The organism is Kushneria marisflavi, assembly GCF_002157205.1.
GTDB classification, from domain to species: Bacteria; Pseudomonadota; Gammaproteobacteria; order Pseudomonadales; family Halomonadaceae; genus Kushneria; species Kushneria marisflavi.
Map to the genome: position 1 here is coordinate 1,217,900 of NZ_CP021358.1, position 18,801 is coordinate 1,236,700.

Sequence of the window (18,801 nt, forward strand, 5' to 3'; positions counted from 1 at the left end):
ATGCCTGACCCACTCGATCCTTATCAAGGCTCAGTCTTCGTCAAAGCGTAGCGTCTCGCGGTCACTGCCGGGCGTTGAAAGCGCACCATGACGCTCGGCCTGCTGTGACGCCTGTGCGTCACGGCCCGAGCGGGCACTCTCGCTGACGCTCTCGGGCCAGGGCTTGCGATTGCGAACACCCAGCGCGTTGAGCCGGCCGGCCTGAGCAATCAGGCTGCCCTGGCCGTCACGCAGGCGGTTCATCGCCTGACGATGGCTACCGGCGGCACGCTCCAGGTGCGTGCCCACTTCCTCCATGCTGGTCACGAAGCCGTGGCATTTCTCCAGCAGTTTTTCGGCACGCGCGACAATGTCGCGTGCGTTGTCGTTCTGGCGTTCCAGCCGCCAGAGGCCGGCCACCGTGCGCAGACTGGCCAGCAGCGTGGAAGGCGTCACCAGCACGACATGGCGATCAAAGGCTTCATGAAAGAGGCGGTCATCATGCTCGAACACCGCGGCAAAGGCGGGTTCGATGGGCATGAACAAAAACACCATGTCCGGTGCGTTGAGCCCCGGCAGGCGCGCGTAGCCCTTGTCGGACAGTGTCTCGATGTGGCTGCGTACCGAACGCAAGTGTCGGCGCATGGCCTGCTCGCGAGCCGCGTCGTTTTCGGCCGCCACCACTTCGCTCCAGGCGGTCAGCGACACCTTTGCATCGATGATCAGATGACGCGACTCGGGCAGATAGATCACGGCATCCGGGCGTGATCGACCCTGGTCATGGGTCAGCACGACTTCGCGCTCATACTCGATGCCCTGTCGCAGCCCGGAGCGCTCCAGCACCCGCTCAAGAATCAGCTCGCCCCAGTTGCCCTGCGACTTGCTGTCGCCCTTGAGGGCCCGGGTCAGATTGCTGGCGTCCTCACTCATCTGACGATTCAGCCCGGCCAGAGACTCCAGCTGGGTGGAAAGCTGGGTGCGCCCCTGCTGCTGCTCGCCGTGCAGGGTTTCAAGGCGGGCCCGAAACTGCTCGATCTGTTCGCTTACCGGCGTCATCAGGGCGCTGACGCTTTCCCGGGAGTGGCGGGAAAACTGCTGCTGACGCTCATCAAAGATACGCCCGGCCAGGCGCTCGAACTCATGGGTCAGCTCCTGACGCGCGCTGCCCAGAAGGCTCAGGCGCTCTTCGAAATGAGCCGTATCCCGCTGCTTTTCCACTTCCAGCCGCGTCGTACGCTCACGGTAATCCGATAGCGCATCGTTGACCTCGGCCAGCCGATGTTCACGCTGTGACAGCTGAGCCCGAAGCTCCTGAGTATGGGTCTGCTCCCGCTCGAGCAGGGCCTCACGCTCGGCCAGCATGCGCTCGGTATCGCCAACCTGCTCACGCAGACGCTCAAGTTCCTCCTCAAGCGTTTCCACCAGCGTGCGCTGGTGCTGGCCACGCCGCCACAGGGCAATGAGTGCGGCAACAGCCAGTGCCGTCACTGCAAAAGAGATCAGCACAGCACTATTCATGGCAGGTCACTATTCATGACAAACGAACTTCCAGCGAGACAGGACAACATCAACGAGACGTCAGCTTAACCGAGCCCGGGGGGCCGTGCACCCGTGAGACAGGGGCTTGATTAGCGTCAGCTGCATGCAGGATGGCGAAGCGGCGTCTACCCTTGAGTGACGATTTTCATAGCGGCCTAATCATGATCAGGCCCTGCTTCAAAAATCAGCGTCTCAAGGAGGTAACCTTTCGATGGAAACGATTCAACTCCCCAACAGTGATCTCAGGCCTTCTCGCATTGCACTCGGCACCTGGGCCATTGGTGGCTGGAAATGGGGCGGCACCGACGAAAAGCAGTCCATTGCGACCGTCCAGAGTGCCGTCGAGCGCGGCATTACCTGCATCGATACTGCCGCGGTCTATGGCTTTGGCGAATCCGAGCGCCTGGTCGGCAAGGCGCTCAAGGAAGGCGGCATTCGTGACAAGGCGGTGCTGGCGACCAAGTGTGGCCTGAACTGGAACGAAGACGGCCCCTATCGCGATGCCAGCCGTGGACGCATCGAGCAGGAAATCAACGACAGCCTCAAGCGACTGCAGACCGACTATATCGATCTTTATCAGCTGCACTGGCCGGACCCGACCGTTGAACTCGAGGAAGCCGCCACCGTACTGCGTGAACTGAAGGACAGCGGCAAGATCCGGGCTGTGGGGGTCTCTAACTTCTCGGTCGAACAGATGCGTGCTTTCCAGGAGATCTGCCCGCTCTCCACCATGCAGCCGCCCTACAACCTGTTTGAACGCGAGATCGAGCACGACATCCTGCCGGCCATTCGCGAAGACGGTGTGGGCACTCTGACCTATGGCGCCCTGTGCCGAGGCCTGCTCTCCGGCAAGATGAACCGCGACACCACCTTCAATGGTGATGATCTGCGCAACAGCGACCCGAAATTCCAGTCGCCGCGGTTTGAGCAGTACATCAGCGCGGTCGAAAAGCTCGATGCCTATGCCCAGGAGCACTATAACAAACGTGTTCTGCATCTGGCCCTGCGCTGGCTGCTCGATCAGCCCGGCGTCTCGGTGGCGCTGTGGGGTGCCCGTCGCCCGGACCAGCTCGACCCGGCCAACGAGGTCATGGGCTGGTCACTCGATGACAAGGCCATGCGTGACATCGATGCCATTCTCTCGGAGTGCATCACTGACCCGGTCGGGCCGGAGTTCATGGCGCCGCCGACGAGGAACGAGGCGTAAGGCGACATGAAGGTGTTGCTGGACAGGATGGCGCCGCCGAAGAGGAACGAGACGTCATCCTGTTCGGGCTGTCGGTGAGCAGCGACTCGCCGGCGACCTGTCTAAAAGATGTTCTGGACCTGGTCCATGACAGAAAACTGCCCATCACCACGGCAGTGCAGGCAGTACCCTTGAAATGCCTTTTCATCGACCGCAAGTCATTTAAAGGCACATATTGAAACCACCAAAGGATTGGGGGAGAAACATGAGTCAGGATCTAATGGGCGTTCGCGTCGCGATTATGGCTACCGACGGCTTTGAAGAGTCGGAGCTGGCCGTACCCAGGGCCACGCTGACCGCCGAGGGCATCGAAGTACACATTGTCGCCCCCGAACGCGGCACGATTCGTGCCTGGGCCGAAACCCAATGGGGTGAGGACTATCCCGTCGACAAGAGCCTCGATGAAGTCAGCTCGCACGACTACCACGCGCTGGTACTGCCGGGCGGCGTCCTCAACCCGGATAACCTGCGCACCAATGAGAAGGCGCTGACCTTCGCCCGCGATTTCTTCAAGGAAGGCAAGCCGGTAGCCGCCATCTGCCACGCGGCCTGGACACTGATCAACGCAGGCGTGGTCGAGGGTCGCCGCATGACTTCGGTTCCGTCGCTTCGCAAGGATCTGGAAAATGCCGGCGCGAAGTGGGAAGACAGTGAGGTCGTCTGCGATAGCGCTCTTGTCACCAGCCGTCTGCCGAAGGATCTGGATGCCTTTTGCAGCAAGCTGATCGAAGAGATTCATGAAGGCCGTCATCGCAAGCAGCACGCGTAAGACGCCACCGATATCTACCCTCCAATGTCCAGGATAAGGAGTGTTCTGACATGAGCGAACTAAAAGGTACCAAGGTTGCCATTCTGGCCACCGACGGTTTTGAAGAGTCCGAGCTTTCCTCGCCGAAAAAGGCACTGGAAGCGCAAAGCATTGAAGTGCACGTCGTGTCACTGAAGAAAGACGGCATCAAGGCCTGGGCGGAAACCGACTGGGGCGATAAGTATCCGGTCGACAAGGTGCTCGATGAAGTCAGCGCCGACGATTATGATGCACTGATGCTGCCGGGTGGTCATTTCAATCCGGATACCCTACGCACCAGCGAACCGGCACTGAGTTTCGTGCGCGATTTCTTCAAGGCCGGCAAGCCGGTAGGCGCGATCTGCCACGCTCCATGGATTCTGATCAGCGCCGAGGTGGTCGACGGTCGACGCATGACGTCCGTCCCCACCATTGCGCAGGATCTGAAAAACGCCGGCGCCCAGTGGGAAGACAGCGAAGTGGTCTGTGACAGCGCGCTGGTCACCAGCCGCACGCCAAAGGATCTCAACGCCTTCAACAACAAGTTGATTGAAGAGATCAAGGAAGGGCGTCACCGCAACCAGCACGCCTGATATCGCCATTTCGTGTGTGATACGCACGAAGGGTTGATCGCGGCCGGCATCTCTTGTGAGATGCCGGTTTTTTTGTATGTGATCATGGACAGGGACAACGCCGGAGCGTCTCTGTCGCAATGGCATCATGATCCCACAGGATTCGGAGGTATCACCTGAGGTCGGGGTCGATGCAACCAATTGTTCAGGTGCCCATCAAAAAGGCAGGAACCACGTGACAGGAAGTCCTTGATGCATATTGTTTTACTGGCACTGGCGCTGATTCTGGTGGCCGCCGGCAGCGGCATACTGGCACGCTTTGTCCCACGCATTCCCCTGCCCATTTTGCAGATCGCGATAGGCGCCCTGCTGGCCTGGCTGGAAACACCGCTGGACATCAGCCTTGAGCCCGAGACCTTCATGCTGCTGTTTGTGCCGCCGCTGCTGTTTGCCGATGCCTGGCAGTTTCCCCAGCGAGAACTGACCTCGCTGCGCCACCCGATCATCGCGCTGGCCGTGGGCCTGGTGCTGTTTACCGTGGTGTGCGCCGGCTTCCTGATTCACTGGCTGCTGCCCAACCTGCCGCTGGCCGTCTGTTTTGCCCTGGCCGCCATCCTCTCTCCCACTGATGCCGTAGCGGTATCTGCCATTTCCGGCCAGCTGGGCATCCCGCCGCGCCTGATGCATATTCTTGAAGGCGAGTCGTTGATGAACGATGCCTCGGCGCTGGTATCGCTCAAGTTTGCCGTGGCCGCGGCCATGACCGGCGCCTTCTCCTTTGGTCAGGTCAGCCTGCAGTTTGCCCTGATCACTTTTGTCGGCATCTCGGTCGGGATTGCGCTGGCCTTTCTCTTCTCGACCATCCGCCGCAAGCTGATCGACCGGCGCGGCACCGAGTCTTCCACCGAAATCCTGCTGGTCATGTTGACGATCCCCTTTGCGGCCTACCTGATTGCCGAGCATTTTGAAGGCTCGGGCATCATGGCGGCCGTCTCGGCCGGCCTTACCATCAACCGCACCGAACTCAAGCGCTACGCCCAGACCCGCACCCGCATGCAGATGAACCATTTCTGGGAAATTCTGACCTTTTTACTCAATGCGATGGTCTTTTTGCTGCTGGGTCTGCAGTTGCCAGACATCATTGGCGGGGCCATCGAGGTATCACTCAATAACGTGCGCAGCTTCAGTCTGCCGGAACTGGCGTTTTATGTGGTCGTGATCTCGCTGGCCCTGATGCTGCTGCGTCTTTTCTGGATCATGGGGGCGGTCTATCTGTCGAGGCTATCATCACGGCGGCGGCGCTCGGCGCATGTGCCCCTGTCCAGTCGCATCATGGCCATTGGGACGGTGGCCGGCATTCGCGGCACCATCACGCTGGCCGCTGCGCTGTCGCTGCCGCTGACGCTGCCTGGTGGCGGGGCCTTTCCCGGACGCGAGCTGGTGATCTTTCTGGCCACCGGGGTCATTCTTTTTACCCTGCTGCTGGGCAGCGTTGTTCTGCCGCTGCTTTTGCGCCGCATGGAACAGCCCGATGACAGCTGGCGCGATGAAGAGGCCCGCTCGGCGCGTCATGCCGCCTCACTTGCCGCCATCGAGGCCATCGAGAGCTGGTACAGCGACGCACAAAAGCGCCATGACACGGAGCTTGAACGCTCGGTGCTGACCGAGACCAGCGCCCGCATGATCGGCTACTACCGCAACCTGATCACCATTAATGACAAGCGTTCAAGCTCCGAACGACACGAATATGACCAGCGCTTTTCCCGAGAGATGCGTCTGGCGGCCATACGCGCCGAGCGGCGCGAATACTATCGGCTGCGCTCGACGCATCAGATCGATGATCACACCCTGCGACGGCTGGTACGCGAGCTGGACCTGGTCGAAATGGCGCTGGCTCCCGGCACCCGATAGGACGATGCTGGAGATCGGCCCGCCCCTTGTTATAAAGAGGCAAGGCTGTATTGTCTGAGATGTGCTCTTCACAACAAGGATAAAGACTCATGAGCCAGACCTCTTCCTTAAAAAGTGATGATCAACACTCGAGTGCACTGCTGCGCACCCTGCTGATGCTGGATCGCGGACTGGGCCTGATCGAAAAAACCATCGTTGCCGGCAGCATTCTCGTCATGGCGCTTTTGATGAGCGCTCATGTCGTGGGCAACATTGTCCTTGGTCAGGGCATCACCGGTACTTATGAAATGACCGAGATGCTGATCGTGATCATTACCTTTGTCGGTGTCGGCTATGCCGCCCGTCACGCCCGACACATCAGCATGTCAGCGTTTTATGAACAGCTCAGTGGCCAGCGCCGCAAGGCCCTTCTGATACTGATCTGTCTGGGAACGGCGCTTTTGATGTTCTACTTCAGCTACAAATCCATCGAGTATGTCATCACCATCCATGACCGCGGCCGTACCAGCGCCTCACTGCAGATGCCGCTGTGGATCGTTTATCTCGCCCTCCCCATCGGTTTTGCGCTCGCCGGCATTCAATATGTCCTGACAGTCATTCGTAACCTGACCACCCCCGGCATCTGGCGCTCTCTTACGGAACAGGAGGGTTACAACGATGCGCCGCTGCCCGACAGCGAAAACGAGGGTGCCGACACGACTCGCGATTGATCACCATCTATATGGCGCTTGCAACCACAAACTGATGACAACAATGCAAGGGGAAGGATCATGCTGATAGGGCTTGGTGTGCTCATGCTCGTGCTGCTGCTGTTGGGGTTTCCCATGATGGTCCCCCTGGCGGCCGGCACGCTTTACATGATGTTTACCGGAATGACCTTTTTTGGCCCAGACCAGGCGGTCAGCTGGATGATCAATGGGGTCGGCAGCTGGGTACTGGCCGCCGTGCCCATGTTCATTTTTGCCGCGGATATTTTGACCAAGGGCCACACCGCCAATCGACTGCTGGATGTGGTCGATGTCTTTACGCGCCACCTGCGTGGCGGTCTTCCCATCACTACTGCCGCATCCTGTGCCCTGTTTGGGGCCGTTTCAGGCTCCACTCAGGCCACCGTCGTAGCCATGGGCGGACCGATGCGCCCTCGCCTGCTTCAGAAAGGATATTCCGACGCTTTTACGCTGGCTCTGATCATCAATGCCAGTGATGTGGCCCTGCTGATTCCGCCCAGCATCGGCTTCATTATCTATGGCGTGGCGATGCAGACCTCGATCGGTGATCTCTTTCTGGCCGGCATCCTGCCGGGGCTTTTGATCATGGTCATGTTTTCGCTCTACTGCTGGATCGATTCTCGTCTAAAGGGCATTGAACCCGACCCGAAGGCCTCATGGCGTGAACGAGGACGTGCGCTTCGTCGCGTCATCCTCCCGCTGGGCTTTCCGATACTGGTGGTGGGCGGAATCTATGGAGGATTTTTCAGCGCCGTTGAAGCCTCGGCCGTGGCGGTGGCCTATGCCCTGCTGCTGGAAGTGGTGATCTATCGACAGGTCAGGATTCGTGAGCTTGGCAGTCTGGCGCTCTCGACCGGCATGATTACCGCTGTGGTCTTCATTCTGGTGGCGATCGGTGCGGCCTTTTCTCAGGCACTGGCAACGGCGGGCGTTCCCCAGCAGATTCTGGGACCAATCATCGAGAGCATCGGAGACAGTCAGTTTCTGGCGCTGCTTCTGATTGCCGTGGCCTTCTTTATTGGCTGCATGTTTGTCGACCCCATTGTGGTCATCCTGATTCTGGTGCCCATTTTCAAACCGCTGGTGCAGTCGACCGGGCTGGACCCGGTGCATGTCGGGGTCATCGTGACGCTTCAGGCGGCTATCGGTTCGGCCACACCTCCCTTTGGCTGCGATATCTTTACGGCCATCGCCGTCTTTCGTCGCCCCTATCTGGAGGTCATTCGAGGCACGCCACCCTTTATTCTCGTCCTGTTGCTGGCCACGCTGATTCTGATCGTCTTTCCACAGATCTCGCTGCTGCTGCCCTCGCTCGGCGGTGACTGAACACGCGACTGACGCCGGATAATGATCCTGTCCGGCACTCCATGAAAAACGCCCGCAGGCGATTGCCTGCGGGCGTTGTCATTTCAACATGAGTCTGGGCTGGCTCAGGAGGACTGATGACCGCTGTCATTGTCGCTGGAGCCGGATTTGCTCTCCTCGACCTGTTTGAGCAGGATATCCAGGGCCTGCTTGCCACGCTCACCGACCATGTCGACATAGACCTGCCGAACCGGGCGGGCCAGCTCACGGAAGCGACTGCGCTCTTGCTCATCAAGGTGAATGATCTTGATGTCGCTGTTGTCCTTGATGGTCTCAAGACGCTCGGCGTTGAACTGCGTCTGGATGTCGTTTCCCTTTTGGACCATTTCATCCAGCGTGGACTGCAGCATTTCCTGCTGATCGTCAGGCAGCGCTTCGTACCAGTCCTGATTGGCGATCAGATTGCCGATAAACTGTGCCTGCTCGGCAAAGATCATATAGTCCTGCACTTCATAAAAGCCCATGTTTTCATGAGCAAAGACCGGCTGGATATTGCCTTCGGCCTGACCCTGTTGTAGGGCGCTATAGAGCTCGCCGTAGGCGATGGTAATGGGCGCGGCGCCATAGGCCTGATAGGTGGCGCGCAGCAGGCTGTTGTCCATGACGCGAATCTGCAGGCCCTTCATGTCCTCGGGCGTACGAATTTCCTTGTTGGCGGTCCATACCTGGAAGCCTTCAGGTACGGCGGCCAGCGGCACCAGTCCTCGACTGCGAAACGATTGCTGCCACGCATCGCTTTGCATGAAGGCATCAGAATTGAGTATCTCGGCGGTTTCCAGCTGATCGTTGGGCATCACGTAGTTGAGGCTCATCAACTGACTTTCCGGTACTGTGCCGCCCAGAAAACCCGAGCCGAAGGAGATGGGGATGGCACCACTTTGCAACGCGTCATACAACGCCGAGTAATTGGACCCCCAGACCCCGTAGGGAAGGATCTGGACAGTGATGTCTCCGTCACTTTTTTCTTCGATCAGATCCTTGAAGGCTTCTGCATAGGCGTACTGGACACTCCCTTCAGTCTCCTCAAGGCCAAAGCGCCAGGTATCGGCAAGCGCAGAAGTTGCTGCACCCATCATCGAGAGGGCAAACACTCCGGTCACGACATTACGAATCTGCATACGGATACCTTTAGTAGTTGTTTATCCGATTTCAGAACAGGACAGCGGTATCTCCCTGTCAAATCGAGTAACAGGAATTGATACCTATCTGTCGAAGGAAACTTACTGTATCACAGCTTTGAGCTTCCTTTTTTTGACCACCCGGGCTCGCCCATGACCTGACGTGTCATGCTGTCGGTTCTCCTTGTTGCTTCATGAAATACGATATGCTGCCCAGCCTCGTCACTCATGACGCCTCTTTAGTCCAATAGATAATCTGACCCCATGGATGCCGTCTTTCTTGTATTGATACTGCTGCTGATCGCCTCTGCTACCGGTGTCGCGGCCCGTTTCCTGCCTGCACTGCCTACCCCGCTGGTGCAGATTGCCTTTGGCGTGCTGCTGGCCCTGCCGGGCATCGGCTTGAATGTGGAGCTCGAACCCGAGCTCTTTTTGCTGGTGTTTATTGCCCCGCTGCTGTTTGCCGATGCCAGACGCTTTCCCCAGCGCGAATTCATGGTGCTGCGCGGGCCGATTCTGGCACTGGCGCTGGGGCTGGTGCTCTTTACCGTACTGGGCGTGGGGGCCTTCATCCACTGGCTGTTTCCGGCATTGGCCCTGCCGGTCTGCTTTGCCCTTGCTGCCATTCTCTCACCGACCGATGCGGTGGCAGTCTCGGCCATTTCGGGGCGTCTGCCGGTGCCACCACGACTGATGCGCATTCTGGAAGGCGAATCGCTGATGAACGATGCCTCGGGTCTGGTGGCCTTCAAGTTTGCGGTCGCCGCCGCACTGACCGGCACCTTTTCGGTGACGCAGGCCACGCTGGGCTTTTTCATCATCTCCATCGGCGGGCTTTTTGTCGGTGCGCTGATGGCGCTGGTCTTCAACGTGATCCGCACGCGACTGATCGAGCGTCATCTGGGTGAAGGCTCGACCATTCAGATCCTGCTGCTTCTGCTGCTTCTGCCCTTTGCCGCCTATCTGCTGGCCGAGCATTTCGGCATGTCCGGCATTCTGGCCGCCGTGGCGGCCGGCATGGTCATCAACCGCACGGATCTGAAACGCGAAAGCCAGGTCAACATGCGTATGCAGACCAAAAGCGTCTGGGAGATGCTGGAGTTCACGCTCAACGCCCTGGTTTTTCTGCTCTTGGGTTTTCAGCTGCCGGATATCGTGGGCGGGGCGCTTGATCACTCGCTGCATGACGTGGGCAACTACGAATTTCTGCGCCTTCTGGGCTACGTGGCCGTCATCTCGATCGCGCTGCTGCTGTCGCGGTTTGTCTGGATTCTAAGCGCCACCTGGCTTCAGCGGCGTTTTTCAAAGGAGCGGCGCGCCGCCATCTCGATGCGGGTGATGCTGGCGGCAACGCTTGCCGGCATTCGCGGTACCATCACACTGGCCGCGGCACTGTCACTGCCACAGCTGATGAATGACGGCACGCCCTTTCCGGCGCGCGAACTGCTGATCTTTCTGGCCACCGGCGTGATCATGTTCACCCTGATCACCGGCAGTATCGGCCTGCCGCTGGTGTTGAAAAACCTCGACCTGCCCCGCGACACCCATGAGTTTGAAGAGGAACGCCGCGCCCGGATCGCCGCAGCCGAAGCCGCCATCCGGCGCATCGAGGACTTCCACCATCAGCGGGCGGAAACCTTTACCCGGGAACATCACAGTGAAGAGTTCATCATTGCCTTCAACGACATCAGATCACAGCTGATGACCTGGTATCGGCAGCGTCTTGAGCTGGGCGACACCACCGTTCCCACGCCAAGACTTGAAGCAATTCGTTCGCTGGAGCGGGAAACCCGGGTCGAAGCGCTACGCGCCGAGCGCCGCGAGTACTATCGTCTGCGCGGCAAGCATCACATCAACGATGACGTGCTGCGAAAGCTGGTGCGGGAGGTGGATCTGGCCGAAACGGCACTGACCGGCGATACCGGCCACGCCCATCACTGAGCGTTGTCCGCTCCGGTATTTGTGCGAGGCGGGGTGTCATGAACGAACGTGTCGATATCATCAAGGACCGGCCCCAGCCAGCGCAGGGGCCAGGCCAGTGAGGCAATCAGCGTCACGTGGCTGGTGCGATCGGCGTAATCTTCGGTCACCGCGACCCCATGGGCACGCAGGGCGCGGGCCATGCCGGCCGTATTGCGAATCGGATTGACCGTGGTATCGCGGTGCGAGGCCATCAAAAGTGCTGGCGGTGATCGATCACTCACGTGGTTGATGGGCTGGGTGTCACTGGAAGTATGTGGCCAATCGAAGACCGGACGGGCATCTTCATTGGTGATCGGGAGAAAGTCATAGGGCCCGGCCAGACCGATCCAGCCGGCCAGAATGTCGGGTGACAGCGACTGCGCCGCCAGCCAGCGCGGGTCCAGTGCGACCATGGCGGCGTTATAGGCCCCGGCACTGTGTCCCATGACGAAAAGTCGGTGCGGGTCACCGCCATACTGGTCAATATGGCGATGGCTCCAGGCCAGCACCCTGGCGCTGTCCTCGACAAAGTCCGGATATCGCACCTCGGGATAAAGCCGGTAGTCGGCCACAACGGTCACGATACCGCGTGACGCCAGCGCCCGACCCACAAAGCGGTAGTCCTGACGCTCACCTTCTCGCCATGTCCCGCCATAAAGAAACACCACCACCGGGGCATGGCCATCGGCGCCCTGTGGACGGTAGATGTCCAGACGCTGGCGCGGCAGTTCACCGTAGGCGATCGAATCGAACGCTTGCGTCTGCCCCGCAGGCGTCAGAGCGTTGATGACCTCCACGCCCGAACAGCCGGCCAGTAGCGGCATCCACAGCAGCAGCCACCACCAGCGCCATGTCAGTCGGCATTGATTGCTTATCATCAGGGTTGTCGTGCCACCTCATAAAACCGTTGCAGCGTCTCTTCGGAAGCCGAGCGAGTACGCCGTGAGACCGCGACAAACAGCGGCAGGTTGAGCAAAAGCCCCCAGAAACCGGCATGTACACCCAGCGGATTGGGCCAGATCACTGTCAGGGCAAACGTCACTGCAAACCCGGCCAGAAGGCCTGCCATGACCCCGCTGCGGGTTGCACCGAACCAGAAGAACATGCCAATAAACGCCGGCAGCACCTGAGCAGCAAAGCCCAGCCCGACCAGCAGGATCATCACCAGATTGCCGGGTTCGCTGATGGCGAGCACTGCCACCAGCGCCAGCACCGGAAAAAGCATCCAGCGCGCCAGACGCGCGGTGAAATCATCATCAAGCCGCAGCGTCGGCTGAATGACATCCCGGGTGATCGACAGTGCCACCGAATGAACGAAGGGCTCACAGGAAGACATCGCCGCCGCCAGCGTACCCGCCCCCAGAAGCCCGGTCAGCCAGGCCGGCATGGTCTGCATCGCCATCTCGAGCGCCACGGTATCGGCGCGCGACAGCTCTGGCAGCGTAAAGATGCCAATAAAGCCCACCACCACCATGGGCAGAATGACCACATAGTAGGTGGGCAGCCAGGTCGCCGAGCGGCGGATGGTCTCGCGCGAACGCGCGCTCATCCACTGCGTCCAGACCGGCGGCAGAAAGGAGAGCATCGACACGATGATCGACGTTGTCCAGAAGGCAAACCCCATGTTGCCACTGGCGCCCGGCAGGGTCATGAACTCGGGCCGTTCGGCAGCCAGGCGTTCGAAAAGGGGCGCACTTGTCCAGCCACCGGTGAAGTCATGCACGGCCCATAGCCCCACCAGCCAGGCCACGAACAGCATAAGGCCTCCCTGAAAGGCATTGGTCATGCCGATGGCGCGCTGACCGCTGATGTAGAGATAGCTCCCCATCACGCACAGCACCATGAGTACACCGGCCCATACCGGAATCATGCCGCCACTCATGACGCTCAGGATGTAGGCCGCCCCCATGGTTTGAAGCACCGCATAGGCCAGTGTACCGATCGCCATGACCAGTGATGCCAGCGCCCCCAGTGCCGTGCTTTCAAAACGATCACGAATGGCACTGGCCTGGGTCACATGACCAAAGCGCGCCCCCAGCGTCCATACCCTGGGTCCAAAATACCAGGCGACCACGGCCAGATAGGAGAGATAAATCACCACATAAAAGACCGCCACACCCCGCGAGAAGGCCCAGCCTGGCGCGCCCATGAAGGTATAGGCGCTGACGCTACCGGCCCCGATCAACAGATAGAGCATCATGCCATTCATGCTGCGCCCGGCCACGCCCCACTGCTCAAGCGCCGTCATGGCATGTCCACCACGTGCGCGAATGCCAATCCAAAGGGCCAGTGCTATATATAAAAGCGTCAACCACAGCGGCGTCATGTCCGTCATGGTTCCCGGGGCTCCTCTGATGACTGATAATGCGTGTCCCGGGTCGTCTCGCGCCCTGACAGTCGATTGCCCAGCGCCATGAGTGCGACGCTTGCAAAAACAATGACATAGCTCCAGAGCGCCAGCAGCGGCAGACCGGCCACCACCACGGGCCGGTTGAACAGCATGATCACCGGCCAGCAGCCGGCCGCCAGAAGCAGCAAAAACGCCACCAACAGCCACCGCGCGCGACGGCTGCGGGGCATGATGAGCCTTTGACGCAATGTTTTGCCGTCCTGGCCGATATTATGATCTGTCATATCCCGTCCTGATTTGACGACCCATGGTGCGGGCCATGTCAACCCGAAAAAGAGGCGAAGGATAACAGTGTGATGCCACAGCATGTAACAATCATCACTTCGATCACATCTTTGCGCTCACACCAGGGTATGCTTGCGACCTATAACCCTTATGTGCCGATGTTCTCATCAAACCGAACGCCTACCCGGGACAGGTAGCATGATCAACGCAACAGGAGTTTCAATGCGACACGCATTCAGGCCAACGCTCACAACGCTGGCACTGGCCACCCTGATGGCAGGATGCGCCAGTTCCGGGTCTTCATCTTCAGGCTATTACGCCACGGCGCTGACCAACATCAGCGGTGCCAAGGTCAATCTGACCGGCAACCGGCTTGATGCCTGGGTCGGCTGCAACCATCTGAGCGCCAACGCTCGTCCGGAAAACGCCACACTCGAAGTCGGCGAGATTGCTTCGACCCGAATGGCCTGCCAGCCCGGAGACGATCGTCGCGAGCAGGTGCTTGCCGAATTCCTCAAGCGAGGACCCAAGCTCGACAAGACCGGCGACATGTGGCTTTTGCGCGATAACGTTCACGCCGTGGTGGTGCATACCAATTCCGATCCACAACTGACGCATGCCAGCTTTGGTCCGAACCCGGCCGGGCGCAGTGCGGATGCCAGCGCAACGGAAAGCGCTCTGGCCATGGATCGCGCCATCGAACGCGAAACCCGTGAACAGGCTGTCAGCCAGCCGGCCAGTGTGCAGCAGCCCAAAGTCGCTGCCGCCCGCGTCGCTGAGCCGTCCATCGAGCCGGCGACTGCCGCACCCGAGCAGCCACAGGCACAGGCACAGGCACGTACTGTCGCCTCAAGGCCTGCCGAACCGGTCACCGAACGTGCGCCCATCGGCATGCACAATGAGCTGCGTACCGGTAACACCGTCGCCCCGGCACCGGTTCGCACGGTCGCTCAGGCGCCTGCCGTTGAACCAGTCAATACCGCCCCCGAGCGCGCCCCCATTGGCGTGAGCAACGAGATTCTTACTGGCGACACTGTTGCCCCTGCGCCGGTACGCACGGTCGCTCAGGCGCCTGCCGTTGAACCAGTCAATACCGCTCCCGAGCGCGCCCCCATCGGCGTGAGCAACGAGATTCTTACTGGCGACACTGTTGCCCCTGCTCCGGTACGCACGGTCGCTCAGACGCCCGCCGTCGAGCCGATCAATACCGCCTCCGAGCGTGCACCCATCGGTGTGAGCAACGAGATTCGCACCGGCGACACCATCGCCCCTGCCCCGGCACGCACGATCGCCCAGGCCCCTGCCGCCGAGCCGATCAATACCGCGTCCGAGCGGGCGCCTGTCGCGTTGAATGAAGAGATCCATACCGGCAATATCGTTGCCAGCACGGCACCGGCTGCGGTTCAGCAGGCCCCTGCAAAGAGCGCCCCGGTCCAGGTTGCCCAGAGCCGTCCAGCGCCGCGCGCGGCCACCACCATGGCACCGGCCCCGCAGGAAGTCGTTCAGGCTTCTCGTCTGGAGCAGGTAGAGACACCGACGCTGGCACAGCAGTCGCCGCGTCTTGATCTGTGGCAGCAGATGGGTGCCGACAGCTGGCAGCTGGCGCCCCAGCACAGCCCGCAGGACAATGCGCCCTGGCAGCCGGCCGTTGAAACCTCGCGTCTTGCCTGGTTTGCCAGCCTGCTCAAGAGCGATACCACAAACCAGCTGCCTGACATGACCGTGACCGCTCCGCGCGAGATTCGCTCCTATGCGGTCAGAGAGAGCAATCAGTGGGTGCTGTACTCGGGTGAGCCGATCAACCAGGCCCAGGAAAAGGTCCTGTCCGACGAGCAGCATCAGAAGAAGGCAGCGCCTGAACTGACCGATCGTGAAGTCATCAAGGACAAGAGCATCATCACGACCTCGCGTCTGGATGAAAGCGCTCTGGAACGTGGTGTCCGCGCCACCACCTCGCGTGCCCTGAGCTGGCTGAGCGCTCGCTGGCAGGCCTGATCCTCCGATTAACCCGCCGCTCGACATCCGGCCGACAGTCTCTACACTGTCGGCCGGTCTTTTTTTGATCCATACCACTGTCGTTGGCATCGCCCCTGCCACCACGGCATCGATCAGCGCACTACCCAAGGCTTGACCCATGACTCCTGATTTCATCTGCCCCTGCTGCAGCGGGCATGACTATGACCATTGCTGCGGTCCGCTTCACCGTGAACAGGACATCGCTGCCACCCCCGAAGCCCTCATGCGATCGCGCTACAGCGCGTTCGCTTTGGGCGGGCTGGGCGAGTATCTGTTCAGAACCTGGGCGGAGAACGCCCCGGGACGACCACCACAGGACGCTGCCATGCTTAATGTGCGCACCGTCGACTGGCAACGTCTGGAGATCGTGCAAACGAGTACCCACGGCGCCCAGGGCATGGTGGAATTCAAGGCGTGGTACAAGGAAGACGGCCAGGAACACGTGCTGCACGAGCGCTCGCGGTTTCGCCGCAGTGGCGGGCAGTGGCGCTATGTCGATGGGGTTATCGACCCGCCCGCCATGGCTCGCGCCGGACGTAATGATCCCTGCCCATGCGGCAGTGGCAGGAAATACAAGAAGTGCTGTGCCAACCGATAGCGCTGGCAAAAGCGGGCATTGTTTCCCAGACTTGAAGCCCTTGTAACGCCTATTATTGATAATTTGGAGTTGGCTTGGACCATCCCAGTGGCAACATTCAGCGTCTCGTGACCATCGCAGCCCGATGTGGCTATACCGCCAAGGGCATGATTTATATCACCATCGGCTGGCTCTCCATGATGGCAGTGCTCGGCATGGGCGGTAGTAATGGGGGGTCCTCGGAAGCCATCGGCGAACTGGCCTCCCAGCCTTTCGGTGGCGTGCTCATTACTCTGCTGGCCATCGGGCTATTTGGTTATACCGCCTGGCGCCTGGTGCAGGCCATCTTTGATGCCGAACAAAAGGGTCGCGACTGGAAAGGCATCCTGACCCGGCTCGGTTATGTCCTCAGCGGACTGATTTACGCCGGCATCGCCATCAACTGCGTCGAACTGCTGCTCCATAGCGGCGGCAGCTCGGGCTCTACCTCAAGCCATACGCGCGAGGTCATGTCGCATCCCGGCGGAATTGTCGCCATCTTTCTGGTCGGACTCGGCTTTCTTGGTGTGGGGCTTCGCCAGATATGGCGCGGCTGGCATCACAGCTATGAAAAGAACTGGCACCTGAATGAAATGACCCGAACGCAACGTTTGATTGCGGCCAACGTTTCCCGCGTTGGGCTGACCGCACGCGGCATCGTGTTCATGATCATCGCCCTGTTTTTGTGCCTGTCGGCCATCCATACCAACCCGGACAACGCTCGTGGCCTGGGCGGTGCCCTGCGCGCCGTGGCCGAACAACCCTTCGGGCCGTGGCTTCTGGGTCTGGTATCGATCGGTCTGATGGCCTATGGCTGCTACTGCCTGGTCAACGCCCGCTTTCGCAACGTGAACGCCTGATCAAAAAAGCCCGACACCCGGACTCACTTATATGGTGGCCAGTCTCTTTCAGGGCCTTAAAGACCCTGAAAGACCTCCATGACCAGACGAACGTTGAGCACCAGGATCAGTCCCGCAATGGCCCAGGTCAGCGTTTTGATTTTCCAGCCGATCGCCAGTTCTCCCATCCAGTCGCGACGCGAGACAAAACGGATCAGCGGAATGATCGCAAAGGGCAGCTGCAGTGACAGTACGACCTGACTCAACACCAAAAGCCGCCCTACTCCCTGATCGCCATAAACCTGAGTCACATACAGCACCGGCAGGATCGCGAGCCCTCGAGTGATCAGCCGCCGCACCCAGGGTTTCATGCGCAGCTGTAAAAATCCTTCCATCACGATCTGACCGGCCAGTGTTGCCGTGACGGTTGAATTGAGCCCCGATGCCAGAAGCGCCACTCCGAAAAGCGTGGCGGCAATGCCGGCCCCCAGTAGCGGACTCAAAAGTCCATAGGCTTCCTCGATCTCGACCACCGTTCGGCCGGCGCTGTGAAAAACCGCAGCCGCCAGAATCAGGATGCCAGCGTTGACGAAAAGGGCCAGCGACAGGGCAATCGTGCTGTCGAGCGTGGCGAAGCGCAGCGCCTCACGCTTGCCACGCGCGTGCTGTTCGAAGTCGCGGGTCTTCACCAGCGCCGAATGCAGATACAGGTTATGCGGCATGACGGTGGCACCGATAATGCCAATGGCAATGTAGAGCATCTGCGGGTTGGTCACGATCGCGGGATCAGGGCTCAAAAAGCCGTCGGCAATGCCGGCAAGCGAGGGCTGTGCCAGCGCAAGCTCGATCACGAAACAGCCGAAGATCATCGCCATCAGCGACATCACGAAAGCTTCCAGCCAGCGAAAGCCGCGTCGCATCAGCATCAGGAGCACCACCGTATCCACGATGGTGATTACCGCGCCCCAGGCCAGCGGAATACCGAATAAAAGCTTGAGCGCCACAGCAGTGCCGATCACCTCGGCCAGATCCGTGGCAATAATCGCCAACTCACACAGCGCCCAGAGCCCGATGTTGACCGGTTTCGAATAGTGCTCCCGACAGCACTGCGCCAGGTCGCGGCCGCTGGCGATGCCCAGCCGCGCGCACAGCGATTGCAGCAGCACGGCCATCAGATTGGACAGCAGGATGACGCACAAAAGCGTATAGCCAAAGCGTGACCCGCCCTCCAGCGAGGTCGCCCAGTTGCCCGGATCGATATAGCCCACCGAGACCATGGCGCCCGGCCCCAAAAAAGCGAGAAAGCGTCGAAAGGCACTGCCACCACGGGGGACACTGATGCTGCCGGGCACGATATCGGTACCCAGCAGCGACGCCGGCTGTTCGGGTCTTGCGCTCATGAGGATTCCTTCGTTGAAGCAGGCCTTAACGACACTAGGGTAATACAATTATACCGTGGTTAAAAAGAGAGAACTGGACGTCTTTTCA

16 protein-coding genes are annotated in these 18,801 nt (G+C 60.0%); 10 read left to right on the forward strand and 6 right to left on the reverse strand.

The genetic code is table 11. The features are described from left to right. Window positions 1-30 precede the first annotated feature (30 nt). Window positions 31-1,497 (reverse strand): DNA recombination protein RmuC, encoded by a 1,467-nt coding sequence (locus B9H00_RS05685; protein WP_086899829.1) that lies wholly within the window; start codon window positions 1,495-1,497, stop codon window positions 31-33. Window positions 1,498-1,729: 232 nt separating this feature from the next. On the opposite strand from B9H00_RS05685, the gene B9H00_RS05690 reads away from it, so the two are divergent. From B9H00_RS05690 to B9H00_RS05715, 6 genes are all read left to right on the forward strand, one after another. Beyond that, window positions 1,730-2,725 carry an aldo/keto reductase gene (locus tag B9H00_RS05690; RefSeq protein ID WP_086899830.1) on the forward strand — a complete coding sequence of 332 codons (996 nt, stop codon included), beginning with the start codon at window positions 1,730-1,732 and terminating at the stop codon, window positions 2,723-2,725. Window positions 2,726-2,969: 244 nt separating this feature from the next. Continuing rightward, complete coding sequence (locus B9H00_RS05695) at window positions 2,970-3,533, forward strand: type 1 glutamine amidotransferase domain-containing protein (RefSeq protein WP_086899831.1); 564 nt, start codon at window positions 2,970-2,972, stop codon at window positions 3,531-3,533. Between the two features lie 50 nt (window positions 3,534-3,583). Continuing rightward, entirely contained in the window at window positions 3,584-4,144 is a 561-nt protein-coding gene (locus B9H00_RS05700) for a type 1 glutamine amidotransferase domain-containing protein (protein WP_086899832.1), read from the forward strand. Between the two features lie 231 nt (window positions 4,145-4,375). Further along, window positions 4,376-6,034, forward strand: a complete 1,659-nt coding sequence (locus tag B9H00_RS05705) for a Na+/H+ antiporter (protein ID WP_086899833.1) — start codon at window positions 4,376-4,378, stop codon at window positions 6,032-6,034. An 89-nt stretch (window positions 6,035-6,123) separates the two neighbouring features. Continuing rightward, window positions 6,124-6,744, forward strand: a complete 621-nt coding sequence (locus B9H00_RS05710) for a TRAP transporter small permease (RefSeq protein WP_086899834.1) — start codon at window positions 6,124-6,126, stop codon at window positions 6,742-6,744. Window positions 6,745-6,804: 60 nt separating this feature from the next. Next, entirely contained in the window at window positions 6,805-8,088 is a 1,284-nt protein-coding gene (locus tag B9H00_RS05715) for a TRAP transporter large permease (RefSeq protein ID WP_086899835.1), read from the forward strand. 104 nt (window positions 8,089-8,192) lie between these two features. On the opposite strand, the gene dctP is transcribed toward B9H00_RS05715, so the two are convergent. Continuing rightward, a complete protein-coding gene (dctP, locus tag B9H00_RS05720) occupies window positions 8,193-9,245 on the reverse strand; it encodes a TRAP transporter substrate-binding protein DctP (protein ID WP_086899836.1) in 1,053 nt (350 codons plus the stop codon). Between the two features lie 264 nt (window positions 9,246-9,509). On the opposite strand from dctP, the gene B9H00_RS05725 reads away from it, so the two are divergent. Next, on the forward strand, window positions 9,510-11,186 hold the full coding sequence (locus B9H00_RS05725; RefSeq protein WP_086899837.1) for a Na+/H+ antiporter: 1,677 nt from the start codon (window positions 9,510-9,512) through the stop codon (window positions 11,184-11,186). Here the strand turns inward: B9H00_RS05725 and B9H00_RS05730 are convergent. From B9H00_RS05730 to B9H00_RS05740, 3 genes are read right to left on the reverse strand one after another with little or no spacing between them, the layout of a single operon-like run. Continuing rightward, window positions 11,180-12,085: an alpha/beta hydrolase gene (locus B9H00_RS05730; RefSeq protein ID WP_211329651.1), complete on the reverse strand. Its 906-nt coding sequence runs from the start codon at window positions 12,083-12,085 to the stop codon at window positions 11,180-11,182. The two genes, B9H00_RS05725 and B9H00_RS05730, sit on opposite strands and share 7 nt — an antisense overlap. Continuing rightward, entirely contained in the window at window positions 12,085-13,542 is a 1,458-nt protein-coding gene (locus B9H00_RS05735; RefSeq protein WP_086899838.1) for a sodium:solute symporter family protein, read from the reverse strand. Before B9H00_RS05735 ends, B9H00_RS05730 begins: the two co-directional genes overlap by 1 nt. Continuing rightward, window positions 13,539-13,841 (reverse strand): hypothetical protein, encoded by a 303-nt coding sequence (locus B9H00_RS05740; protein WP_236944364.1) that lies wholly within the window; start codon window positions 13,839-13,841, stop codon window positions 13,539-13,541. The genes B9H00_RS05735 and B9H00_RS05740 overlap by 4 nt, the downstream gene beginning before the upstream one ends. A gap of 223 nt (window positions 13,842-14,064) precedes the next feature. Here B9H00_RS05740 and B9H00_RS05745 point away from each other — a divergent pair, with 223 nt between their 5' ends. The 3 genes from B9H00_RS05745 (at window position 14,065) to B9H00_RS05755 (ending at window position 17,334) form a co-directional block, all read left to right on the forward strand. Further along, window positions 14,065-15,837 carry an META domain-containing protein gene (locus B9H00_RS05745; RefSeq protein WP_157663190.1) on the forward strand — a complete coding sequence of 591 codons (1,773 nt, stop codon included), beginning with the start codon at window positions 14,065-14,067 and terminating at the stop codon, window positions 15,835-15,837. Between the two features lie 139 nt (window positions 15,838-15,976). Continuing rightward, on the forward strand, window positions 15,977-16,456 hold the full coding sequence (locus B9H00_RS05750) for a YchJ family protein (protein ID WP_086899840.1): 480 nt from the start codon (window positions 15,977-15,979) through the stop codon (window positions 16,454-16,456). A 74-nt stretch (window positions 16,457-16,530) separates the two neighbouring features. Further along, a complete protein-coding gene (locus B9H00_RS05755) occupies window positions 16,531-17,334 on the forward strand; it encodes a DUF1206 domain-containing protein (protein WP_236944365.1) in 804 nt (267 codons plus the stop codon). A gap of 56 nt (window positions 17,335-17,390) precedes the next feature. Here B9H00_RS05755 and B9H00_RS05760 read toward each other — a convergent pair whose 3' ends face one another. Continuing rightward, entirely contained in the window at window positions 17,391-18,713 is a 1,323-nt protein-coding gene (locus B9H00_RS05760; protein ID WP_086899841.1) for an Nramp family divalent metal transporter, read from the reverse strand. Window positions 18,714-18,801 lie beyond the last annotated feature (88 nt).